This window comes from Nocardiopsis sp. CNZ308 (assembly GCF_004217075.1).
On record NZ_SHKJ01000001.1, the window covers coordinates 170,668 to 192,072 of the forward strand.

Here is a 21,405-nt window from a genome sequence, read left to right on the forward strand (position 1 = left end):
GCCTCGCGGGCGTCCGGGCCCCGCGGCACGCCGGGCGCGCGGATGCCGGCTCCTCCCCGGTTCTGCGGTGGCGGAGGCCGACCGCCCCCGACCGGCCCCGACCGGGTCAGACGTGGTCCCGCGGGATCACCGAGGTGTAGATCTTGGTGGCCACGCGCCGCGTGCCCTCGTAGGCGTCCAGCGTCGCGTGCAGGTGGAAGTCGGTCGCCGTGGACGTGAGCACCGTGTGGGTCCTGGTCCGCACGGACCAGTCGCCGCGGGCGAAGCCCATCGTCCACACCGCCTCGCCACGCACCGAGTCGTGGTCGTCGCCGACCCTGCTGTAGCGCTCCTCCGCCCGACGGGTCACCTCCAGGCCTATGTCGTCGAAGCGCACCGTCCCCAGGTCCTTGACCACCTCCAGCGCGGCCCCGTAGCGCACCAGGTCCTGGGTCAGGTCCCACCGCTCCTCGCCCGGAGCGATCCGGCTCGTCGCGATCGGGGCGGTGCCCTCGGGCTCTCCAAAGGCCGCCACGCCCCGCCCGTCACCGCCGCCCTCGACCGGACGCACCGGCAGCAGCACACGCGTGTGCTCCCCCTGGAACACCGAGAGGGTCACCGGCTCGGGCGAGGGCCACACCAGCGGCCAGTAGGAGGTGGAGACCGAGACCCGCACCCGGTGCCCGGCCGGGAAGGCCTGGGCCACACCGTTGAGGGGGACCGACACGCGGTACCGGCGCCCGGGCACGAGCTTGCGCGGCCTCTCGTGGCCGTCGGCGTGGGTCAGGTTGAGCAGCCCGTAGGTCACCCGCGTCGCCTGCCCCTTGGGCGTGACGTCGCACAACCGCACCGCGACCATCGCGTCGGGCCGGTCCACCGCCAGTTCGAGTTCGACCACCGCGGAGCCCAGGATCTCCAACCGCCGGGGAAGCGGCACGCTGTCGAAGACGATGGACCCGCCGTCGTCCTCGCGCTGGTCGTAGGGCAGGTCCGGAGGGGCGTTGTACGAACACCACTTGCCCGCGTGCTGTCCGGTGGACAGCGGAGAGGACAGGGTCAGGGCGTCCTCCCTCCTCTCCCGCTCCCCCTCTCCGAGCACCCGGCCAGCCCCCAGCGAGCGTGACTCGAACACGATGTTCGGTGACGGCCACTCCCGCTCGCCGACCCAGCGCCCGGGCCGATCCTCGTAGGCGGTGGAGGGGACCACGCTCTCCTGCATCCAGGCCCGCAGGGCGGGTGCGTCCATCACGTCGTTGTCCACGCCCTTGAGCCAGCGGTCCCACCAGCGCACCATCTCCTGGAGGAAACCGATGGCGGGGCCGGGCTGGCCCAGGTGCGGGTACTTGTGCGACCAGGGGCCCAGCAGCCCGAGGCAGGGAACCCCCAGACCCGCCAGCAGCCGGAAGACCGAGTTGGAGTAACCGTCGGCCCACCCGCTGACGGCCATGACGGGCACCCGGATCGCGCCCAGGTCCTCGATCACCGAACCGTGCCTCCAGTACGCGTCCCGGTGCTGGTGGCGCAGCCAGGTGTCGAGCCACAGGCCGCTGTGGTCCAGCCGCTCGTGCCACATGTCGCGCCAGCGCTCACCGACCAGCTCCGGATCGGGCGGGCAGGAGTTGTAGGCGAACATCGTGGAGGCCCACGACAGGTTGTCCCCCAGCAGGCATCCGCCCATGTAGTGCACGTCGTCGGAGTAGCGGTCGTCGGTGGAGCAGGCGGTCACGATCGCCCGCAGGCTCTCCGGCCGCCGCGCGGCGACCTGGAGGGCGTTGAACCCGCCCCAGGAGATACCCATCATGCCGGTGCGGCCGTCGCACCAGGGCTGCCCGGCGAGCCAGGCGAGCACCTCCTCCGCGTCCAGGAGCTCGCGTTCCAGGTACTCGTCGGTGAGCACCCCCTCAGAGTCGCCGCTGCCGCGCAGGTCCACGCGGACGCACGCGTACCCGTGCCCGGCCATGTAGGGGTGGTGCACCGAGTCGCGCTGCGCGGTCAGGTCGCGCCTGCGGTACGGGATGAACTCCAGGACCGCCGGCACCGGGGCCTCCTCGCTCCCCACCGGACGCCAGATCCGCGCGGCGAGCCGGACCCCGTCACTGATCGGGATCAGGACGTACTCGTCCTCGCGGACCTCGTGGGGCAGGTCGCTGACGGTCCTCATCACCGGACCCCCTCCTGTCGGACGTCGTCGGTGTCATGGATCGTGAAGGGCAGTTCCGCCACGCAGGCCCGGTACCTGCGCTCGCACTCCTCGCCGTCCCCTCCGCCCACGAACACCTGGGCCAGCTCGAAGCTGTAGCTGTCCTGGAGGGGCAGGTCGGAGAGCCGCTGGCCCTGGCGCGCGACGATCTCCACCTTCGTACCCGGCGCCGTCTTCTCCGCGCGCGCGACGTCCTCGGCGGTGGGCACCGCCGCGACGAAGCCGTCGCGGAAGCGGCGCAGGAACCACTTGGCGGCCACCGCGTACCGCCCGTCGCGCTCCAGCTCGGGCTCCTCCCCCAGCGCGACCCTCAGGCAGATCTCGTGGTTGGACACCCCGCGCACCAGCTCGAACAGCCTGGCGTGCGACTGGGAGTGGCGCGGGTTGATCTCCAGGAGCCGGACATCGCCGCTGCGCGGATCGTGGAAGTACTCGATGTTGAAGGTCACGTCGTCCAGGCCGATCCGGGAGATCACCCGTTCGGACAGCTCGGTCAGGCGCGCGCCGACCTCTTCGGGCACCCTGGACGGGTACTCGTAGCGCAGGAAACTGGACGTGCCCGGGTAGCGGTGGGAGTCGACGATCCCGTAGACGTGGGGAACGCCCCGGCGGACGTAGCCCTCGACGGTGAGCTGGTCGCCCGTGGCCTCCTCCTCCGCCAGCGCGGCCGTGCCCCCGCACCCGGCGACCTCCGGGGGCAGCCGCAGCAGGTCCATCACCCACTGGAAGGGCGTACCGAAGCGCCCGGCGCCCGCCCTGATCCGGTCCATCGCCGCACGGAACTCGGCGTCGTCGGCGGCGTGGAAGGCCAGCTCGGAGGAGCACGACTTCACCGGCTTGACCCACAGCGGATAGGACAGCCCCTCCGGTTTGACCGTGGCGTCGAGGCCGACCTCGGCGAACCGGGGAACCGCCTCGGGGATGACGGCGCGCTGCTCCAGACGGCTCCAGTACTTGTGCTCGCACCGGACGACGGCTTCCAGGGGCGCGCACGACAGCCCCCGGTCCCGGCACAGCAGCGGCACCAGCGAGCTGACCGGGAAGTCCCAGAACCCGATGACCGCATCGACCCCCGCCTCGAAGGAGTCCAGCCTCCCGGCGGCCAGGGCCAGGACCGCGGGCAGGTCCACCGGCCGGTCCTGGCCGATCTCGTCGAGGTCGAGCAGTTGGAGGAAGCGGTAGCCGCGTTCGGCGGGCAGCGAGCGCAGGACCTCCCGGTTCTGGTCGTCGAGCCCCAGGACGAAGACGTTCGTGGTCATCGGGCACCTCCGGCGGGGTGGTGCCAGCCGGCGGCCACGCCCCCGCACCGCAGACCCGATGCGCCCCGGCCACCGGCGCCACCCACTCCTACCTGTGAGGATGCCCCTCTTCCCCACCCGCCCCGACCGGACCGCGAGGCGTTTTCCCAACCTTTACCGGCCGCGGGTCGAAGCGGGACGGCGCCCCGGCCGCCGCGCGGGGAGCCCGCCTACCGGGGAGCCAGGGCCACCCCGGCCCACAGCCCGCGCACCGGCGAGGGGTCGCTGGCGTGCAGCAGGTCGTCGGTGTCCCACACCTTGACCGCGGTGGCCCCGGCCGACACCGCGGGCCAGCCCGGGTCCCCCGTGGCGGCGAAGTCGCGCCAGGCAGCGACCATCCGCCCCGACAGCGCCCGGTGGGCCTCGCTGGGCTCGCCGTCGAGCAGGAACCTCCCGAAGTCGGTGTCCAGGTTGCCGAACGCGAACGGCAGGTCGAAGGCGTGGCAGGCCCCCAGACGCCCCTCCATGGCCGGGCTCTCCGCGGCCAGCCGGAAGAAGTGGGCACGGCCCCCGGCCGCGGCGTGCGCCTCGGCGAAGCGCACCGTGTACTCGCAGAACAGTGCGTCGCCCTGGATCGCGGCGAACAGCTCGCGCGGCGTGGCCCCGGGGTGCACCGACCGGTAGGCGGCCACCGCGCCCTCCCCCAGCCCCAGGCGGGAGGCGGTCACCGCCAGGGCGGACTCGTCGTCGATCTCCACGTTCTGCCCCAGCTCGGTGAACAGCCGGTACTCGTGGGCGTTGTGGCCGACCAGCAGGTCCACCCCCGAGGCGGCGCCGCGCGCGACCGCCTCCAGCGGGGCCTCGGGCAGGTCGGGCCCGCCGACCACGGGCGCGAAGCAGGTGAAGGGCTTGGTGCGCACGCCCCCCGAGCCCCCGGACGGGGCGGAGTCGAGCACCGCGTCGGTGGCCTCCAGCAGCTTCTCCGGCGCCAGCGCGGCCAGGGCCTGCGCCTCCAGCGGCACGCCCGCGGCCGCGGCGATCCGCTCGGAGACCAGCCGCGCGGTGTCCGCAGTGAGCATGTCCCCCGGCACGCTGTGCGCGATCGCGCGCCGGAAGAGGCCCCGGGCCCGCGGCGAGGCCATCAGGCACGCGACCGAACCGGCCCCGGCGGACTCCCCCGCCACCGTCACGTTGTCGGGGTCTCCCCCGAAGGCGGAGACGTTCTCCCGCACCCACCGCAGGGCGGCGGTCTGGTCGAGCAGACCGCGGTTGTCGGGGCGGCCGGGCACGTGGCCGAAGCCCTCGAAGCCCAGCCGGTAGTTGATCCCCACCACGACCAGGCCGCTCTCGGCGAGCCGGGTGCCGTCGTAGGTGACCTCGGAGGCCGCTCCGACGATGTAGGCGCCCCCGTGGATCCACACCAGCACCGGGGCGCGGTCGCCCTCGCGGGCGGCGGTCCACACGTTGAGCGACAGGCAGTCCAGGGACGTCCCCGGGGCCCAGGGCGCCGCGCCCAGGAGCTGGTTCCCCTGCGGGGGCGGAGGGCCGAAGGAGGTGCAGTCGCGGACGCCGTCCCAGGGGGCGGCGGGCGCGGGGGCGGCGAAGCGCTGTTCCCCGAAGGGGGCGGCCGCGTAGGGCACGCCCCGGTAGACGGCGACCCCGCCGCTCTCGGAGCGCGGCGAGGCGGTGCCCCGGACCCGTCCGGCTGCTGTCGTCACTGTGTACTCGGCGTCCACGTGCGTCCTCCCCATCGGTGCGCGGCACCCCACACCTAACAACGTTAGGCAGACCGGCGCAAGACCCCGCCGCGACGCCCCCGCCCGCGACACCCGTCCGCATGGCCGGGACGCGGCGGGCACCCGAACCTGACCGACCGGTAACATACCACCTGGTCGGTATGAACAGACGAAGGAGGGGTCGCCCATGCGCGCCATCCAGATCACCGAGTTCGGCGGACCCGAGGTCCTGCACCTCACCGAACTGCCCGATCCCGAGGCGGGCCCCGGCGAGGTCCTCGTCGACGTCACCCGCGCCGGGGTCAACTTCGCCGACACCCACCAGGCCGAGAACAGCTACTTGGCCCCCGCCACGCTTCCGCTGGTCCCGGGCATGGAGATCGCCGGACGCACCGCCGACGGCCGCCGCGTGGTCGCCCTGACCACCAGCGGCGGCTACGCGGAGAAGGCCACCGCCGCCACCGGCACGGCCTTCGACGTCCCCGACGGGGTCTCGGACGAGGACGCGCTCGCCCTGATCGTGCAGGGCGCCACCGCCTGGGTGCTGCTGCGCAGGTCCGTGCGGATGGACCCGGGCGAGACGGTCGTGGTGCACGCGGCGGCGGGCGGCGTGGGCACGCTCGCCGTCCAGCTGGCCAAGCGGTTCGGCGCCGGGCGGGTCGTCGCCGTGGCCAGCAGCGAGGACAAGCGCGCCCTGGCCGTGGAGCTGGGCGCGGACGCCGTCGTGGACTCGGCGGCCCCCGACATGACCGAGGCGCTGATCGAGGCCAACGGCGGCCAGCGCGTGGACGCCGTCCTGGACATGGTGGGCGGCCGGGTCACCGACCAGAGCGTGCGGGCGCTGGCGCCGTTCGGACGCCTGGCCTTCTACGGAATGGCCTCTCGCGAGCTGCCCAGCCCGGTGCAGCCCGCCAACCTCATGCGCTTCTCCACCAGCGTGAGCGGCATGTGGCTGCCGCACGTGTGGACGCTGCCGGGGGACGTGATGAGCCGGGCGATGGCCGAGCTGTTCACGCTGGTGGCGGAGGGGCACCTGAGGCCCGTCCTGGGCGGCTCCTACCCCTTGGGCGAGGCCGCGCGGGCGCACGAGGCGCTGCGGTCCCGGGGAACCGTCGGCAAACTCACCCTCGACACCACCGCCTGAGAAAGCGCCACCTTTACCACGTAGATCACCAAATGTCCGACGTGTCGGATTCCGACGGCCCGGAGGCGGACCGGCGCGAGCCCAGTGAGCGCCGCGCCGGTCCGCCGCGCCGGACGGACACCGCCACGGGGAGCCCGGGGGGAGCCCTCCGCGCGGTCGGCCCTACTCGGAGGCGCTGCGGTAGACCAGGTCGGTGTAGTCGGGGTGGCGCTGGATCCACCCCTTGACGAAGGGGCACAGGGGCAGCACCGCCAGGCCCCGCGGGCGCACGTCGTCCAGGGCCCCTCTGACCAGGGTTCCGCCCAGGCCCTGCCCCTCGTGGGCGGGGTCGATCTCGGTGTGGGTGAAGGTCACCATGTCGTCGGTGAGGATGTACTCGGCGAACCCGGCCACCTCCCCGTCGACCCTGATCTCGTAGCGTTTCTTGTCCCGTACGTCGACCACGTCGGTCGTCATGGAAGCCCTCACTCTCCGGTCCGCGGGGGGACGTCGTCGGCCCGCGCCGCCATTGTCCCGCCTCGGCGCCCCTTTCGCCCCTTGCGGCACGCACCTCCCCCGACATAGAGTCGCCCTGACATACCGACCAGTCGGTCTAAGGAGTGCGGAATGACATCCCGGTTCGGCGGGCGGACCGCCATCGTCACCGGCGCGAGCCGGGGCATCGGCCTGGCCGTCGCCCAGCGGCTCGTCGACGAGGGCGCGCGCGTGTGCGTCACGGCGCGCAGGCCCGAGCCCCTGGAGGAGGCCGTCAATGCCCTGGGCGGACCCGAGCACGCCATCGGCGTCCCCGGCCGGGCCGACGACCCCGAGCACCAGGACGCGGCCGTGGCCGCCACCCTGGAGGCCTTCGGCAGCATCGACATGTTCGTCAACAACACCGGCATCAACCCGGTCTACGGGCGGATGATCGACCTGAACCTGGACGCGGCCCGCAAGATCTTCGAGGTCAACGTGATGTCCGCGATCTCGTGGACGCAGAAGGCCTACCACGCCTGGATGGCCGAGCACGGCGGAGCCGTCGTCAACGTCTCCTCCGTGGCCGGGACCAGGCCCGCCCCCGGCATCGGCTTCTACGGCGCCACCAAGGCGACGCTCATCCACGTCACCGAGGAGCTGGCCGTCGAGCTGGGCCCGGGGGTCCGCGTGAACGGCGTCGCCCCGGCCGTGGTCAAGACCCGGTTCGCCGCCGCCCTCTACGAGGGGCGCGAGGAGAAGGTCGCCGCCCAGTACCCCCTGGGGCGCCTGGGCGAGCCCGAGGACGTGGCGGGCGCGGTGGCCTTCCTGCTCTCCGACGACGCCTCCTGGATCACCGGCCGCACCCTCGTCCTGGACGGCGGCCTCACCCTCACCGGAGGTGTGTGACATGGACCTGACCGACACCGGGGCCGTGGTCACCGGCGCGGGCAACGGCATCGGCGCCGCGATCGCGCGCAGGCTCGCCGGAGCCGGGGCGCGCGTGGTGGTCAACGACCTGGACGCGGGCGCGGCCGAGGCCGTGGCCGCCGAGATCGGCGGTGTGGCCGTTCCCGGAGACGCCGCCGGCGAGGCGGGCGTCACCGCGCTCGTGGCCGAGGCCGGGGCGCACCTGGGCGGCATCGACCTGTACGTGGCCAACGCGGGCGTGGGCGTGGGCGGCGGCCCCGAGGCCCTCGAGGCCGACTGGGACCTGGCCTGGCAGGTCAACGTGATGGCCCACGTGCGCGCCGCCCGCGAGCTGGTGCCCGGCTGGCTGGAGCGCGGGCGGGGGCGCTTCCTGACCACGGTGTCGGCCGCGGGGCTGCTCACGATGCTGGGCAGCGCGCCGTACTCGGTGACCAAGCACGCCGCCCTGGCCTTCGGCGAGTGGATGTCGGCAACCTACGGCGACCGCGGGATCACCGTGCAGTGCGTGTGCCCGATGGGCGTGCGCACCAACCTGCTGGAGAGCAGCGGCGACACCGGCAGGGCCATCCTGTCCCCGGAGGCGATCACCCCCGAGGAGGTCGCCGACGCGGTGATGGTCGGCCTGGCCGACGGGCGCTTCCTGATCCTGCCGCACCCCCAGGTCGCCGACCACTACGCGGCCCGGGCCGACGACACCGACCGCTGGCTCGCGGGGATGCGCCGCCTCCAGGCCAGGGTCTTCGAGGAGCGGGCGTGAGCGGCGAACACACGGACGCGCTCCCGGGCCTGGACCTGGCCGGCCTGCGCGCCTACCTGGACGCGGCCGTGCCCGGCCTGGTCTCGGGCCCCCTGGAGGGCCGGGTCGTCGCGGGCGGCAAGTCCAACCTGACCTACGTGGTCACCGACGGCGCCGGCAGCTGGGTGGTGCGCCGCCCGCCGCTGGGCCACGTGCTGGCCACCGCGCACGACATGCCCCGCGAGTACCGGGTGATGAGCGCGCTGCGCGACACCGCCGTGCCCGTCCCCCGCACGCACGTCCTGTGCGAGGACGCCGAGGTGCTGGGCGCGCCGTTCTACGTCATGGAACACGTGGCGGGCACCCCCTTCCGCACCCGCGACGAGATCGCCCCGCTGGGCGCGGAGGGCGTCCGGGGCCTGGCCGAGGCGCTGATCGCCACCCTGGGCGAGCTGCACGCGGTGGAGCCCGAGGAGGTCGGGCTGGGCGACTTCGGCCGCCCTCGGGGGTTCCTGGAGCGCCAGGTGCGCCGCTGGGGCAAGCAGCTGGAGGCCTCCCGCAGCCGGGACATCCCCGGCATCGACGAGCTGCACGAGAGGCTCGCCGCGACGCTGCCCGAGCAGTCGGCGCCCGCGATCGTGCACGGCGACTACCGCCTGGACAACGTGCTGGTCACCTCCGGGGGTCGCATCAACGCGGTCCTGGACTGGGAGATGGCCACGCTCGGCGACCCGCTCGTGGACCTGGGCCTGATGCTCGTCTACCAGGCGCAGCCCGTGGGCGTGGGCGCCGTGCCCGCCACCTCCGCCGAGGGCTACCCCTCCCCCGAGGAGCTGGTGGGCATGTACGCCGCCGCGACCGGCCGCGACGTGTCCCGGCTGGGCTGGTACGTGGCCCTGGGCTGCTTCAAGCTCGCGGTGATCGCCGAGGGCATCCACTTCCGCCACAGCCGGGGACTGACCGTCGGGGCGGGCTTCGACCGGATCGGCGAGGTGGTCGCGCCCCTGGTGGAGCGCGCCCACACCATGCTCGAGGAGGACTGAATATGGACTTCGCCCACGACAGCGAGACCGAGGAACTGCGCGAACGGCTGCTCGCCTTCATGGACGAGCGCGTCTACCCGGCCGAGGCGGTGCTGGAGGAGCAGCTGGCCGCGCGCGAGGACCACTGGTCCACCGCGCCGGTGGTGCGCGAGCTCCAGGCCGAGGCGCGCGAGCGCGGGCTGTGGAACCTGTTCCTGGCGGGCCACCCCGAGCACGGCGGCCTGCCCAACCTGCGGTACGCGCCGCTGGCGGAGATCACCGGGCGCAGTCCGCGCCTGGCGCCGATCGCGCTCAACTGCGCCGCGCCCGACACCGGGAACATGGAGGTGCTGACGATGTTCGGCACCCCGGAGCAGCGCGAGCGCTGGTTGGAGCCCCTGCTCGACGCCCGGATCCGGTCGGCGTTCGCGATGACCGAGCCCGCGGTGGCCTCCTCCGACGCCACCAACATCACCACCAGCATCGTCCGCGACGGCGACGAGTACGTGGTCAACGGACGCAAGTGGTACATCACCGGGGCCCTCAACCCCGAGTGCGCCGTGTTCATCGTGATGGGCAAGACCGACCCCGACGCCGAGCGGCACAGGCAGCAGAGCATGGTGCTGGTGCCGCGCGACACCCCCGGGCTGACGGTCAGGCGGGGCATGACGGTGTACGGCTACGACGACAGCGACCACGGCGGCCACGCCGAGGTGGTGTTCGAGGACGTGCGGGTGCCAGCCTCGAACCTGGTCGGCGGCGAGGGCGAGGGGTTCGCCATCGCCCAGGCCCGGCTGGGGCCGGGCCGCATCCACCACTGCATGCGCGGTATCGGCATGGCCGAGCGTGCCCTGGAGCTCACCTGCCGCCGGGTGCTGGACCGCGTGGCCTTCGGGAGGCCGCTGGCCGAACAGGGCGTGGTCCGCGAGTGGATCGCCGAGGCGCGCGTGGCCATCGAGCAGCTGCGGCTGCTGGTGCTCAAGACCGCGTACCTGATGGACACGGTGGGCAACAGGGGCGCGCACACCGAGATCCAGGCGATCAAGATCGCCACCCCGCGCACGGTGGAGTGGATCCTGGACAAGGCGATCCAGGCGCACGGCGCGGCCGGGGTCAGCCAGGACCTGCCCCTGGCCGGATGGCTGGCGGGGGTGCGGTCGCTGCGGCTGGCCGACGGGCCCGACGAGGTGCACCTGCGCTCGCTGGGCCGCGCGGAGCTGCGCAAGTACCGCTAGAGGCGCTCCGCGGGGAGCGCACGAGGGGGCCGGGCGCGTCGCGTCCGGCCCCCTCGCCCTTGGCCCCTCGCCGTCGGGTCCCCCGCGCTCAGGCCCCGGGGCGCAGCCCGGCCACGAGCAGGTCGGCGAAGTGGCGCCCCACGTCCTCGCCGCTGAGCGCGCCGCCCGGGTGGTACCAGGTGCTCAGGTGGTGGACCGAGCCGAAGAAGTAGTTCACCACCAGGTCGGCGGAGACGTCGGTGCGAAAGACCCCCTCGTCCTGCCCCTGGGCGACCATGTCCCGGAAGATCTCGTGGTAGCGGCGGCGCTCGGCGCGCACGGCGCGCTGCTTGTCCTCGCTCAGCTGGTGCATGGAGCGGAAGAAGATGACGGTGTCGTCGAGGTTGGCGACGCTGGTGACGATGACATCGGCCGCGGCGGCGTGCACGCGGTCGGCCACCGGCTCGTCCCGCGAGGCGATCCGCACCAGGTGCTCGGTCTGCATGCGCAGCACGCGGGCGTAGACCTCGTAGAGCAGGTCGTCCTTGGAGCCGAAGTAGTGGTACATGGCGCCCTTGGTGACGCCCGCCGCCGCCACGACCTCCTGCACGGAGGTGCCCTCGTATCCGTTGGAGGCGAACAGGCGCGTCGCCGCCCCCAGGAGACGCTCTGGCACCGATCCGGTCGGTGTGTCGGCCTCGGCCGTCCGCTGTCCTCGCGCCATGTGCTGCCCCACCTCGTGCCCCGTCAGTCCCGGAAATACCGGCCGGGACAGCATACCGACCGGCTGGTACCCGACGCCACGCGCACGGATGCCGTCGCTCACACCACCCGCAGGTCGACCTCGCGCCCGTCGGGGTCGGTGAGCACGCGGCGCCCCGGCTCCAGGGGCGGGACGGCGCGGTCCCCGCGCACGGTGAACCCGAGGCGCACCGCGCCCGTGGAGCGCTCGGCGGTGGCCGGGCAGATCTCGACGACCATGCCGTCGGCCAGTTCGGCCGCGTGGTGTTCGGGCCCCGAGCCGTGCCGCTCCCGGACGAAGCGCAGACCGAGCCCGGTGTAGAAGGCGCGGCACTCCTGGACCCGGTCGGTGTAGAGGACCAGGAGCGTGGCGCGCGGGAGCGCCGCTTCGGGGAGCCCGTCCTCCGGCGGGTCCTCCTCCAGGATCCGCCGGGCGCGGGCGTACTTGGCGCGCAGCCGCCTCGCCCGTTCGTCGGGCAGCAGGGCCAGGCGGCGCTCGTCGGAGTTGTGGGCGTTGTCGGCGAGCTTGACCAGCCTGCCCAGCGGGTCGGCGGCGGCGCGTCGCACCATCTCCTCGTAGGGCTCCCCCGGGCGCCGGGTCACCGACTCCACCGCGCGCACGACCTCCTCCGGGCACCCCCGCGCGCGCAGGTCGCCGGCGGTGAGCGGGGTGTCCTCCAGCACGTCGTGCAGCACCCCGGCCGTCTGGGCGCGCTCACCGTGCCCGGCGAGCAGGTCGCGCACCGCGAACACGTGCTCGGTGTAGGGCCGGCCGGCCCGGTCGACCTGCCCGGCGTGGGCCTCCTCCGCCAGGCGCGAGGCCTGTTCCAGCGTCATCGCCACCGCCTCCACCCCCCGTCACGCCGACCGTACCGGGCGCGCGGGGACGGGGCCGGTCTCAGTCCCCCACGAAGTTGTCGCCGTACTCCTCCGAGGGCGCCACGGGCGTGATGACGTCGACCAGCACCCCGCCGGGGTCGGCCACGATGAAGTGCCGCTGACCGAACGCCTCGGTGCGGATCGCCAGTTCGGGCCGCAGACCGCCGAGCACCACCAGGCGCTCCCACTCGGCGTCCACGTCCTCCACCTCGAAGTTGAGCAGCAGCCCCTGGACGGGCCTGCGGTAGCCCTCGGGGACGGTGGGGTGCCCGGGGTCGAGCAGGGCCAGCTCGTACTCGGGCGGGCCGGGCCTGCGCAGGCTCACGTACCAGTCGGCGGCGAAGGTCTCCTCGAAGCCGAACAGGCCGACGTAGAAGTCGCGGCACTCGGCCAGACGGGGCGTGCCGAGCACCGGATAGAAGCTGCTGAGCCGCATGGACTCCACCTTTCACGTACCTTCGGTATGTGAAGATACGCTATTGGCATACCTTCGGTATGTCAACAAGGGGGAGGGCGGGTACATGACCGCGGAACCGGGCGGCCGCGCGCGGCAGCGCGAGCGCACCAGACGCGTCCTGCTGGGCGAGGCCCGCAGGCTGTTCGCCGCGCACGGGTACGGCGGGGTGGGACTGGCCCGGATCGTGGCGGACTCCGCGGTCACCAAGGGCGCCCTGTACCACCACTTCGAGGGCAAGCCGGACCTGTTCCGCGCGGTCCTGGAGGAGGTGCAGACCGAGGTCGGCGACGCCGTGGCGCGGGCGGCGGACGCGCACGCCGACCCGTGGGAACGGCTGACCGCCGGGTGCCGGGCCTTCCTCACCGCCAGCACCGCACCGGACGTGCGGCGGATCATGCTGGTGGACGGGCCCGCCGTCCTGGGCTGGAGCACCTGGCGGGCCCTGGACGAGGCCGCCTCGGCCCGCCACCTGGCCGAGGCGCTCCGCGCGCTGGTCGAGGCGGGCGTCCTGGAGCCGCGGCCGGTCGCGCCCGTGGCCCGCCTGCTCTCGGGGGCGATGAACGAGGCCGCGCTGTGGCTGGCCGACAGCGACGACCCCGACGACCTGGAGCGGGTGTGGGAGGCGCTGTCGCGCATGCTGGAGTCCCTGCGCCGCACCTGAACCGGGTCCGTCCCCGCCCGGTACCGGACGGAGCGGGCGGGGGCGGGCGGAGCCCTCGGCCGGCGCCCGGAACGCCCCGTGTCAGGCGCTATGGTGGCCCCCATGGCGGAGAGCAGGCGGACGGACGAGGACACGCGGTTCCGCGACGACTTCGTCGGGCGCTTCTCCGAGTACTGGCAGTCGCAGGGCCGCCCCCGCGCCGAGGGCCGCATCGTGGGCTACCTGCTCGTCGCCGACCGCGAGGCGGTGAGCGCCGAGGAGATCGCCGACGGCGCCCGGGTCAGCCGGGGGTCGGTGTCGCAGTCGGTGCGCCGCCTGCGCGAGATGGGCTTCGTGGAGCTGGTCCCCTCCCCCGGGAGCCGCTCGCGGCTGGTGGCCATGGACGAGGACGTCTGGGGCGGGTTCCTGCGCAACGAGCGCTCCTACCTGCGGCGGCAGAGGGAGCTCGCGGCGTCGGCGCTGGAGCGCCTGCCCGGTCTGAGCCCGTCCGCGCGCACCCGGCTGCGCAACATGCACGACTACATGACCTGGCTGGACGAGTACCACGACACCCTGCTCTCCTCCTGGGAGGAGTACAAGGCCCGGCGGGACTGAGGGCTCAGACGCGCTCGTGCGGGATGACCAGCGGCGTGCGGGTGCGCGGGTCGGGCACCACGTCGCAGGGCAGCCCGAACACCTCCTCCACCAGGCGGGCGGTCACGACCTCCTCCGGAGGGCCGTCGGCGACCACCCTGCCCGCGTCCATCAGCACCAGGCGGGTCGCGAACCGGGCGGCCTGGGCCAGGTCGTGCAGGACCGCGACCACCGTGCGCCCCCGGCGGTGCAGGTCGGCGAACAACTCCAGCAGGTCGTACTGGTGGGCGATGTCCAGGTAGGTGGTGGGCTCGTCCAGCAGCAGGACGCCGGTGTCCTGGGCCAGGACCATCGCCACCCAGGCGCGCTGGCGCTGGCCGCCCGAGAGGGAGCCCACCTGGGTGTCGGCCAGGTCGGTCAGCCCGGTCAGCTCCAGCGCGCGGCCGATCGCCGTCTCGTCCTGGGGGCTCCACTGGCGCACCAGCGTGTGGTACGGGAAGCGGCCTCGGGCGGCCAGGGCCCGCACGGTGATGCCCTCGGGGGCGGTCGGGCTCTGCGGCAGCAGCGCCATCTGGCGCGCGACCGCCTTGGCGCGCTGGCCGCGCACGTCACTGCCGTGCAGCAGCACCCGCCCCGACATCGGCTTGTTCACCCGCCCCAGGGCCTTGAGCAGCGTGGACTTGCCGCAGCCGTTGGGGCCGACGATGACGGTGAACTCGCCCTCGGCAACCCCCAGGTCGAGGTCGCGCACGACCGGTTCGGCCCCGTACCCCAGGGTCAGGCCCTCCGCGGACAGCACCAGACTCACAGCACACCCTTTCGCCATTCACGAATCAGCAGGTAGCCCAGGTAGACGCCGCCGAGCCCCATGGTGAAGACGCCGACCGGCAGCCCGTCCCCGACCGGGGACTGCTGGACGGCCAGATCCGCCGCCACCAGCAGCAGGGCCCCGACCAAAGCCGACAGCACCATGTTGGGGCCCGGCACGGCGGAGAGCCGGCGCGCGATCTGCGGCGCGGTCAGGGACACGAACGCGATCGGACCGGCCACGCTCACCGCGGCCGCGGACAGCACCACCGACAGGCAGACGGCGGCGGTGCGCGTGGAGGCGGCCCGCGCGCCGAGGGCGTCGGCGAGCTCGTCGCCCATCTCGTTGAGGGAGACCGGTCCGGCCAGCGCCGCCACGAACGGCAGCGCCAGCAGCAGGATCACCCAGATGGTGGTGGCGTGCTCCCAGGAGCGGGCGCCCAGGCTGCCGTTGACGTAGGCGGACAGGACGCTGGCCTGGTCGCGGGCCATCACGGACACGACGAAGTGGGTGAAGGCCTGCGCCATGGCGGCCACCCCGATGCCCGCCACGATCAGGCGGCCGGGGTGGCGCAATCCGGTGCCGGTCACCGTGGCCACGACGACCATGGCCAGGGCGGCACCGGCCAGGGCGCCCAGCGGCACGGGGAGCACGCCGGGCAGGACGAGGGCGGCGAAGGCCGCGCCCGCCCCGGCACCGGCGCCGAGGCCGATGACGTCGGGGCTGCCCAGGGGGTTGCGGGTGACGGACTGGAAGAGCGCGCCCGCCAGTCCCAGGGCGGCGCCCGTGCCCGCGGCCACCACCAGGCGGGGACCGCGCAGCCGTTCGAGCACGAAGGTCTCGGTGGCCTCGCCCCCGCCCGTCAGGACGATGGGCAGCCGGGTCAGGGGCACGCCGAGCCGTCCGAGGGCGAGCGTGGCGGCCGCGGCGGCGACCAGCAGGAGCAGGAGTCCGGCCGCCCACAGCAGCGAGCGCCGGTGGACAGGCAGCGCGACCGGGCCCAGCCTCAGCACGGGCGGGGATGCCTGCCGGGGCCGGGTGTGGCCGTACTCGTGCCGGGCCGGGCCCGCCGGGGCCGGGGACGTGCGGGTGGTTCGGGTCATGGGGTACTCCGCATCCTGCGGACCGCGTACAACAGGACGGGCGCACCGACGAACGCCGTGACGACGCCGACCATGAGTTCGGTGGGGCGCACGATGGTACGGCCGACGACGTCGGCGAGCAGCAGCAGGGTCGGGCCCACCAGCAGCGCGAAGGGCACCTGCGCGCGGAAGTCGACGCCGACCAGGGCGCGCACCACGTGCGGCACGGCCAGGCCGACGAAGGCGATGGGCCCGGCGGCCGCGGTGGCCCCGGCGGCGAGCAGGGTTCCCGCGACGAGCCCGGCCGAGCGGATCCACACCGTGTTGGCGCCGGTGGCGATCGCGGCCTCCTCCCCCAGGGCCAGGGCGTTGAGGCCGCCGCAGACCACGAGGGCGAGCAGGACGCCGACGCCGATGACCGGCAGCACGGACACGATGACGTCGTAGCCGCGCCCGGCCAGGGAGCCGACCACCCAGTAGCGGTAGCTGTCGAAGGTCTCGGGCAGGCTCAGGGCCACCGCCTGGACGTAGGCGGTGAGCACGGCGGAGACCACCGCGCCCGCCAGGACCAGGCGGACCATGCCGCCGTCGCCGCCGCGGCTGCCCACCGTGTAGGCGGCCAGCCCCGCGACCAGGGCCCCGGGCAGCGCCCACCAGACCGTCGCGGTGACCGAGGTGGGGCCGAACAGCGCGGTGGCGGTGACCACCGCGGCGGCGGCCCCGGCGTTGACGCCCAGCAGGCCGGGGTCGGCGAGGGGGTTGCGGGTGATGCCCTGCATGAGGGTGCCCGCCAGGGCCAGGGCGGCCCCGGCCACCACCCCCAGAACGGTGCGCGGGTAGCGGCTCTCCACCACCGTGGTGGTGAAGGAGTCCGCCCCGCCGGTGATCGCCGCCCACACGTCGGCGACCGGTGTGGGCCTGCTGCCCATGACGAGGCTGAGCAGCACCGCCCCCGCCAGCGCGGCGACGCCCGCACCGAGCATGAGCGCGGTGCGGGCGGGACGCGTGCGGGGCGCGGCCGCGGGTGTCTTCGCCCTGACCATGGAGGTGCTTAGCTCTCGATGTTCTGGACGGCCTCTTCGATCATGGGCACGTAGCGGTCGATGACCCAGGGGACGGTCAGCGGGTTGATGATCGAGGAGGCGGTGACGAAGGAGTTGTCCTCGGAGGCGACCACGGCGCCGCTCTCGACGGCGGGGATGGCCGCGTACAGCTCCTGGGCCTCGATCTCGGCGCGGGTCTCGGGGTCGCTGTAGAACGTGAAGAGCAGGTCGCTCCCGGAGAGCTGGTCGGCGTTCTCCAGGCCGATGATGGCCGAGTCGGTGCCCTCGGTCTCGGGGAAGGTCTCCACGACCGGGTCGACGGTCAGGCCCAGCCCGCGGACCATGGCCACGCGCTGCTCGTCGGGCAGGAACACGCCGAGGGTGCCGGGGCCGTCGGTGTAGACGTAGGAGAAGGTCAGGTCGGCGAACTGCTCGTTGGCCGCCGCGGCCTCGTCGAACTGCGCCTCGATGTCCTGGATGAGGCCCTGGGCCTCCTCGGGCTGGCCGAGCGCCTCGCCGATGATCTCGATCTGCTGGTCCCAGTCGGTGCTCCAGGGCAGCTCGGGGTAGGCGACCGTGGGCGCGATGTCGCTCAGGATGTCGTACTGCTCCTGGGTGACGCCGGACCAGGGGGCGAGGATGACGTCGGGCTCCAGCTCGATGATGGCCTCGAAGTCGATGTCGTCGGCACCGGTGAACTGGGCGGGCAGCTCCTCGCCCGCCTCGGTGACCGCCTCGTGGATCCACGGCAGGTAGCCGGTGTCGTCGCTGCCCCACTCGTAGCTCTCGACACCGACGGGCACGACGCCGAGGGCGATGGCGGTCTCGGCGGAGCCCTGGCCGAGGGTGACCACGCGCTCGGGCTGCTCGGGGATCTCGGCGGTGCCCAGGGCGCTGTCGATGCTGACCGGGAACTGGCCGCCGGCGGTGTCGCCGCCGCTCTCACCGGTGCTCTCCTCCGCGCTGCCGCACGAGGTGAGGCCGACGGCGAGGAGGGTGGTGAAGGCGATGCCGCTGACACGGCGAAGGGTGGAGGCCATGCTCACACTGCTTTCTTCGTCATGGGGAGTGGCCGCGCCGTGTTCGGGCGGGCCGTTTCCGCGCATGGGGCGTCCCGAGGGGAAACACGGAGGACAGAACGGGAGGATCCCGGCGAAACCAAGGTTAGTCTAACCTCACTCGACTCGGATTTCAAAAGTTCTGAACTCCGGACGCGGGCCCCGTCCGGCTCTCCCTGCCCCCACCTGACGCAGCCTTGACCTGCCATGGAGCTTGTCCGGGACCTCCTCGGGAAGTGCCTCTAGAGGCAACCACCAACGCGAGGAGCACCATGATCGCCAAACTGTCCCAGATGGGTGTCACGTCCGAGATGGCCTACGGAGCCGGGCTCGCCTCCATCGGACTCAGCTTCCTGAGCTGGGCCACCTCCCTGAAGAAGGAGGAGGGCACCGGGCTGGCCCGCGCCGACCGGTGGGGAATCTTCATCGGTGAGTGGGCGCCCACCTTCTTCGCGATCGGCGTCGCGCTTCGGCTGGAGGAGTCCACGAAGAAGTAGGGCCGCGCCGCGGCGTCCGGGGAACCGGACGCGCCGCGGGCGGACGGGTCGCGCGCCCGGTCGGAGCCGCTCCGGCCGGGCGCGACGCGTGCGCGGCGCCGACCGGAGCGCCGAGCGCCTCCGCGCCGGTGGGGACGGTCCGCCTGTCACTACCCCCGTGCGGCGCGGCCGGGCCCGGTTCCGGCGCCCCGGGGAGGGCCCGGCGCCGCCCCCGCTCAGCGGCCTCCCAGGTGGACGCGGGCCTCCCAGGGCCGCAGCGGCGCGAAGGCGCCCTCGTCGGGGTGGTTGCCGATCAGGCGGACCGGGTCGCGCCCGGCGGCGGAGGGATCCAGCTCCAGCGGCACCGTCCGCGCGCTCCAGTTGGCCACCACCAGCAGCACCCGGTCGTCGAGGACCCTCCGGTAGGCGTAGACCGCCGGGTCGTCCTCCAGCAGCGGCTCGAAGCGGCCGTGCACGACCACCGGGTGCTCCCGGCGCAGCGCGATGAGCCGCCGGTAGTAGTGGAAGACCGAGTCCGGGTCGGCCACGGCGGCCTCGGCGTTGATCTCGGTGTGGTTGGGGTTGATCGCGATCCACGGGGTGCCGGTGGTGAAACCGGCGCCCGGCGAGGCGTCCCACTGCATGGGCGTACGCGCGTTGTCGCGGCTCATCCGGGCGATGGCCGCCATCGCCTCCTCCGGGTCGGCCCTGCCCGTGTCCACCACCGCGCGGTGGTGGTTGAGCGTCTCCACGTCGCGGTAGTCGGCGATGTCGCCCATGTGGGCGTTGGTCATGCCCAGTTCCTCGCCCTGGTAGACGTAGGGCGTGCCCCGCATCATGTGCAGGGTCGTGGCCAGCGCCGTGGCCGACGCCACCCGGTGGTCCTCGTCGCCGAAGCGCGACACCACCCGGGGCTGGTCGTGGTTGTTCCAGTACAGGCTGTTCCACCCGTGCTCGCCCATGCCGGTCTGCCACCGGTTGAGGGACTCCCTGAGGCGGCGCAGGTCCGGGGGCCGGGGGTCGAACTTGCCGCCGGGCCCGTGGTCCAGGTCCATGTGCTCGAACTGGAAGACCATGGACAGCTCACGCCGCTCGGGCATGGTGTGCAGCAGGGCCTGCTCCACGTCCACTCCGGGCATCTCGCCCACGGTGAGCACGTCGCGGCCCTCGAACACCTCCCGGTGCATCTCGTGCAGGAACTCGTGCAGGCGGGGGCCGTTGATGGCGTGGTCGGCGAAGATCCCGTGGTCCCCCGCCAGGGGCCCGTCGGGCATCTCCGGGGTCTTGGAGACGAAGTTGATGACGTCCATGCGGAAACCGTCGGCGCCGCGGTCCAGCCACCAGCGCGCCACGTCGTGCACCGCCGAGCGCACCCTGGGGTTCTCCCAGTTCAGGTCGGGCTGGCGGCGGGTGAACAGGTGCAGGTAGTACTCGCCGCTGGCCTCGTCGCGGGTCCAGGCGGGTCCGGAGAAGACCGACCCCCAGTTGTTGGGCGGGCCGCCGTCGCGCCCGGGCCGCCAGAAGTAGAAGTCGCGGTGTTCGGGGTCCCCAGCGCGGGAGGCGGTGAACCAGGGGTGCTCGTCGCTGGTGTGGTTGACGACCAGGTCCATCACCAGGCGCATGCCGCGCCCGTGCAGTTCGTCGCGCAGGCGGTCCCAGTCGGCCAGGGTGCCGAACCGGGGGTGGATGTCCAGGTAGTCGCTGACGTCGTACCCGTTGTCGTCCCAGGGCGAGGGATAGACGGGTGACAGCCACACCACGTCCACGCCCAGCAGCCTGAGGTAGTCGAGCCTGTCGATGACACCGGGCAGGTCGCCCACGCCGTCGCCGTCGCTGTCGTTGAAGCTGCTCGGATAGATCTGGTACACGACGCTGGACTTCCACCAGGCGGGGCTGCTCTCCAGGGGCATGGGCGTCCTCGGGTGCGTAGGGGCGGGGAGACGGGCCCCGGCGGCCGCCGGGTGTGGGGCCCCGGTATCGGCGGTACCCGGCGCGGGGGCGGCCGACACCGGCGGTCGCCCGGTCGTGGACGGGCGGCTCCGCCCCCCACGTGGACCGGGGCCGCGCCGCGGAGTCGTCCACAGGGGGCCGGGGACAGGTTGGCGGACGCCGTCGGACGGGCATACGGGAAGCGACGCACACGACGAGGGAGAGCCCATGTGCCTGAACGGAACCGGTGAGACCGTCCGCTCGCGGAGCGGCGAGGCCGGGTCGGAGCCCGCCGGACCACCCGGTTCGCCGGGCCGCCCGCGCCCGTGGCCCACGGGCTTTCGCAGGGTGGCCGACCTCAGCCACGTGCTCTCGCCGACGATGCCCTCCTGGGGGGAGGACAAGCCCCGGCGCGAGAGCCTGGGCGATCCGGTTCCCGAGGGCGAGTTCGGCTTCTACCTGCAGCAGTGGACGCTGAGCGAGCACTCGGGCACGCACCTGGACGCGCCGGGGCACGTGATCGGCGGCGGGCGGCTGGTCCCCGACATCCGGCCGGACGAACTCCTCGCCCCGGCGGCGGTGATCGACATCCGCGCCCGGGCGGCCGAGGACCCCGACACCACGGTGACGGTGGACGACGTGCTGGCCTTCGAGCGCGAGCACGGGCGGATCCCGGCGGGGGCGGCGGTGCTGATGCACTCGGGGTGGAGCGCCCGGTGGGCGCAGGGCGACGAGGCGGTGCGCGGGGTGGCCGCGGACGGCTCCTGGCACTTCCCGGGGTTCGGCCCCGAGGCCTGCGAGTTCCTGATCGGGCGGCGCGGGGTGGTCGGGGTCGGAGTGGACACGCTGAGCACCGATCCGGGCGACTCCACCGACTTCCCCGCGCACGAGGTGGTGGGCAGAGCCGACCGCTGGGGGCTGGAGTCGCTGACCGGGCTGGAGCAGCTGCCGCCGAGCGGTGCGCTGATCAGCGTGGGGGTCATGCCCGGCCTGGACGCCTCCGGAGGGCCCAGCCGGGTTCTGGCCATGTGGTGAGGAAGCACCGT

The 21,405-nt window shown here is 73.6% G+C and carries 21 protein-coding genes; 9 read left to right on the plus strand and 12 right to left on the minus strand.

What is annotated here, in order from left to right:
* Positions 1 to 106: 106 nt before the first annotated feature.
* The 3 genes from EV372_RS00710 to EV372_RS00720 form a co-directional block, all read right to left on the minus strand.
* Positions 107 to 2,140 carry a CocE/NonD family hydrolase gene (locus EV372_RS00710; RefSeq protein ID WP_130394317.1) on the minus strand — a complete coding sequence of 678 codons (2,034 nt, stop codon included), beginning with the start codon at positions 2,138 to 2,140 and terminating at the stop codon, positions 107 to 109.
* Entirely contained in the window at positions 2,140 to 3,438 is a 1,299-nt protein-coding gene (locus EV372_RS00715; protein WP_130394319.1) for an ATP-grasp domain-containing protein, read from the minus strand. The genes EV372_RS00710 and EV372_RS00715 overlap by 1 nt, the downstream gene beginning before the upstream one ends.
* A gap of 209 nt (positions 3,439 to 3,647) precedes the next feature.
* Entirely contained in the window at positions 3,648 to 5,153 is a 1,506-nt protein-coding gene (locus tag EV372_RS00720) for a carboxylesterase/lipase family protein (protein WP_130394321.1), read from the minus strand.
* 187 nt (positions 5,154 to 5,340) lie between these two features.
* Here EV372_RS00720 and EV372_RS00725 point away from each other — a divergent pair, with 187 nt between their 5' ends.
* Positions 5,341 to 6,297, plus strand: coding sequence for a quinone oxidoreductase family protein (locus tag EV372_RS00725; protein ID WP_130394322.1), 957 nt, complete (start codon positions 5,341 to 5,343; stop codon positions 6,295 to 6,297).
* Between the two features lie 162 nt (positions 6,298 to 6,459).
* On the opposite strand, the gene EV372_RS00730 is transcribed toward EV372_RS00725, so the two are convergent.
* On the minus strand, positions 6,460 to 6,753 hold the full coding sequence (locus EV372_RS00730) for a GNAT family N-acetyltransferase (protein WP_130394324.1): 294 nt from the start codon (positions 6,751 to 6,753) through the stop codon (positions 6,460 to 6,462).
* Between the two features lie 150 nt (positions 6,754 to 6,903).
* On the opposite strand from EV372_RS00730, the gene EV372_RS00735 reads away from it, so the two are divergent.
* The 4 genes from EV372_RS00735 to EV372_RS00750 are packed head-to-tail and all read left to right on the plus strand — an operon-like array spanning position 6,904 to position 10,673.
* On the plus strand, positions 6,904 to 7,659 hold the full coding sequence (locus EV372_RS00735; protein WP_130394326.1) for an SDR family oxidoreductase: 756 nt from the start codon (positions 6,904 to 6,906) through the stop codon (positions 7,657 to 7,659).
* Position 7,660: 1 nt separating this feature from the next.
* Positions 7,661 to 8,437 (plus strand): SDR family oxidoreductase, encoded by a 777-nt coding sequence (locus EV372_RS00740; protein WP_130394327.1) that lies wholly within the window; start codon positions 7,661 to 7,663, stop codon positions 8,435 to 8,437.
* Entirely contained in the window at positions 8,434 to 9,459 is a 1,026-nt protein-coding gene (locus EV372_RS00745) for a phosphotransferase family protein (protein WP_071622403.1), read from the plus strand. The genes EV372_RS00740 and EV372_RS00745 overlap by 4 nt, the downstream gene beginning before the upstream one ends.
* Before the next feature lie 2 nt (positions 9,460 to 9,461).
* A complete protein-coding gene (locus EV372_RS00750) occupies positions 9,462 to 10,673 on the plus strand; it encodes an acyl-CoA dehydrogenase family protein (protein WP_130394329.1) in 1,212 nt (403 codons plus the stop codon).
* An 88-nt stretch (positions 10,674 to 10,761) separates the two neighbouring features.
* Here EV372_RS00750 and EV372_RS00755 read toward each other — a convergent pair whose 3' ends face one another.
* The 3 genes from EV372_RS00755 to EV372_RS00765 form a co-directional block, all read right to left on the minus strand.
* Complete coding sequence (locus EV372_RS00755; protein ID WP_130394331.1) at positions 10,762 to 11,376, minus strand: TetR/AcrR family transcriptional regulator; 615 nt, start codon at positions 11,374 to 11,376, stop codon at positions 10,762 to 10,764.
* A 98-nt stretch (positions 11,377 to 11,474) separates the two neighbouring features.
* Complete coding sequence (locus tag EV372_RS00760) at positions 11,475 to 12,230, minus strand: HD domain-containing protein (RefSeq protein ID WP_130394333.1); 756 nt, start codon at positions 12,228 to 12,230, stop codon at positions 11,475 to 11,477.
* A 61-nt stretch (positions 12,231 to 12,291) separates the two neighbouring features.
* A complete protein-coding gene (locus EV372_RS00765; protein WP_130394335.1) occupies positions 12,292 to 12,708 on the minus strand; it encodes a VOC family protein in 417 nt (138 codons plus the stop codon).
* An 85-nt stretch (positions 12,709 to 12,793) separates the two neighbouring features.
* Between EV372_RS00765 and EV372_RS00770 the strand changes: the two genes are divergently transcribed.
* Both EV372_RS00770 and EV372_RS00775 read left to right on the plus strand, forming a co-directional pair.
* Positions 12,794 to 13,390 carry a TetR/AcrR family transcriptional regulator gene (locus EV372_RS00770; RefSeq protein WP_130394337.1) on the plus strand — a complete coding sequence of 199 codons (597 nt, stop codon included), beginning with the start codon at positions 12,794 to 12,796 and terminating at the stop codon, positions 13,388 to 13,390.
* Positions 13,391 to 13,492: 102 nt separating this feature from the next.
* Positions 13,493 to 13,984 carry a GbsR/MarR family transcriptional regulator gene (locus EV372_RS00775; protein ID WP_130394339.1) on the plus strand — a complete coding sequence of 164 codons (492 nt, stop codon included), beginning with the start codon at positions 13,493 to 13,495 and terminating at the stop codon, positions 13,982 to 13,984.
* Positions 13,985 to 13,988: 4 nt separating this feature from the next.
* Here EV372_RS00775 and EV372_RS00780 read toward each other — a convergent pair whose 3' ends face one another.
* The 4 genes from EV372_RS00780 to EV372_RS00795 are packed head-to-tail and all read right to left on the minus strand — an operon-like array spanning position 13,989 to position 17,936.
* A complete protein-coding gene (locus EV372_RS00780) occupies positions 13,989 to 14,771 on the minus strand; it encodes an ABC transporter ATP-binding protein (protein WP_019608236.1) in 783 nt (260 codons plus the stop codon).
* The gene (locus EV372_RS00785; RefSeq protein WP_486484079.1) at positions 14,768 to 15,874 is read right to left on the minus strand and encodes a FecCD family ABC transporter permease; all 1,107 of its coding nucleotides are present in this window, start codon (positions 15,872 to 15,874) and stop codon (positions 14,768 to 14,770) included. Before EV372_RS00785 ends, EV372_RS00780 begins: the two co-directional genes overlap by 4 nt.
* On the minus strand, positions 15,871 to 16,896 hold the full coding sequence (locus EV372_RS00790; RefSeq protein WP_130394340.1) for a FecCD family ABC transporter permease: 1,026 nt from the start codon (positions 16,894 to 16,896) through the stop codon (positions 15,871 to 15,873). Before EV372_RS00790 ends, EV372_RS00785 begins: the two co-directional genes overlap by 4 nt.
* Positions 16,897 to 16,904: 8 nt before the next feature.
* Positions 16,905 to 17,936 (minus strand): iron-siderophore ABC transporter substrate-binding protein, encoded by a 1,032-nt coding sequence (locus EV372_RS00795; protein WP_130394341.1) that lies wholly within the window; start codon positions 17,934 to 17,936, stop codon positions 16,905 to 16,907.
* 290 nt (positions 17,937 to 18,226) lie between these two features.
* Here EV372_RS00795 and EV372_RS00800 point away from each other — a divergent pair, with 290 nt between their 5' ends.
* A complete protein-coding gene (locus EV372_RS00800) occupies positions 18,227 to 18,451 on the plus strand; it encodes a hypothetical protein (RefSeq protein ID WP_013153948.1) in 225 nt (74 codons plus the stop codon).
* Positions 18,452 to 18,666: 215 nt separating this feature from the next.
* Here the strand turns inward: EV372_RS00800 and EV372_RS00805 are convergent, their stop codons facing one another.
* Complete coding sequence (locus EV372_RS00805) at positions 18,667 to 20,340, minus strand: glycoside hydrolase family 13 protein (RefSeq protein WP_130394342.1); 1,674 nt, start codon at positions 20,338 to 20,340, stop codon at positions 18,667 to 18,669.
* Positions 20,341 to 20,587: 247 nt separating this feature from the next.
* Between EV372_RS00805 and EV372_RS00810 the strand changes: the two genes are divergently transcribed.
* Positions 20,588 to 21,394 (plus strand): cyclase family protein, encoded by an 807-nt coding sequence (locus EV372_RS00810; RefSeq protein WP_130394343.1) that lies wholly within the window; start codon positions 20,588 to 20,590, stop codon positions 21,392 to 21,394.
* Positions 21,395 to 21,405 lie beyond the last annotated feature (11 nt).

Excerpts from the sequence above, each read along its gene's own strand:
- EV372_RS00710 (WP_130394317.1), bottom strand. The coding sequence starts at position 2,140 with ATGAGGACCGTCAGCGACCTGCCCCACGAGGTCCGCGAGGACGAGTAC.
- EV372_RS00715 (WP_130394319.1), bottom strand. The coding sequence starts at position 3,438 with ATGACCACGAACGTCTTCGTCCTGGGGCTCGACGACCAGAACCGGGAG.
- EV372_RS00725 (WP_130394322.1), top strand. The coding sequence starts at position 5,341 with ATGCGCGCCATCCAGATCACCGAGTTCGGCGGACCCGAGGTCCTGCAC.
- EV372_RS00730 (WP_130394324.1), bottom strand. The coding sequence starts at position 6,753 with ATGACGACCGACGTGGTCGACGTACGGGACAAGAAACGCTACGAGATC.
- EV372_RS00735 (WP_130394326.1), top strand. The coding sequence starts at position 6,904 with ATGACATCCCGGTTCGGCGGGCGGACCGCCATCGTCACCGGCGCGAGC.
- EV372_RS00740 (WP_130394327.1), top strand. The coding sequence starts at position 7,661 with ATGGACCTGACCGACACCGGGGCCGTGGTCACCGGCGCGGGCAACGGC.
- EV372_RS00750 (WP_130394329.1), top strand. The coding sequence starts at position 9,462 with ATGGACTTCGCCCACGACAGCGAGACCGAGGAACTGCGCGAACGGCTG.
- EV372_RS00755 (WP_130394331.1), bottom strand. The coding sequence starts at position 11,376 with ATGGCGCGAGGACAGCGGACGGCCGAGGCCGACACACCGACCGGATCG.
- EV372_RS00760 (WP_130394333.1), bottom strand. The coding sequence starts at position 12,230 with ATGACGCTGGAACAGGCCTCGCGCCTGGCGGAGGAGGCCCACGCCGGG.
- EV372_RS00765 (WP_130394335.1), bottom strand. The coding sequence starts at position 12,708 with ATGCGGCTCAGCAGCTTCTATCCGGTGCTCGGCACGCCCCGTCTGGCC.
- EV372_RS00770 (WP_130394337.1), top strand. The coding sequence starts at position 12,794 with ATGACCGCGGAACCGGGCGGCCGCGCGCGGCAGCGCGAGCGCACCAGA.
- EV372_RS00775 (WP_130394339.1), top strand. The coding sequence starts at position 13,493 with ATGGCGGAGAGCAGGCGGACGGACGAGGACACGCGGTTCCGCGACGAC.
- EV372_RS00785 (WP_486484079.1), bottom strand. The coding sequence starts at position 15,874 with ATGACCCGAACCACCCGCACGTCCCCGGCCCCGGCGGGCCCGGCCCGG.
- EV372_RS00790 (WP_130394340.1), bottom strand. The coding sequence starts at position 16,896 with ATGGTCAGGGCGAAGACACCCGCGGCCGCGCCCCGCACGCGTCCCGCC.
- EV372_RS00795 (WP_130394341.1), bottom strand. The coding sequence starts at position 17,936 with ATGGCCTCCACCCTTCGCCGTGTCAGCGGCATCGCCTTCACCACCCTC.
- EV372_RS00800 (WP_013153948.1), top strand. The coding sequence starts at position 18,227 with ATGATCGCCAAACTGTCCCAGATGGGTGTCACGTCCGAGATGGCCTAC.
- EV372_RS00805 (WP_130394342.1), bottom strand. The coding sequence starts at position 20,340 with ATGCCCCTGGAGAGCAGCCCCGCCTGGTGGAAGTCCAGCGTCGTGTAC.
- EV372_RS00810 (WP_130394343.1), top strand. The coding sequence starts at position 20,588 with ATGTGCCTGAACGGAACCGGTGAGACCGTCCGCTCGCGGAGCGGCGAG.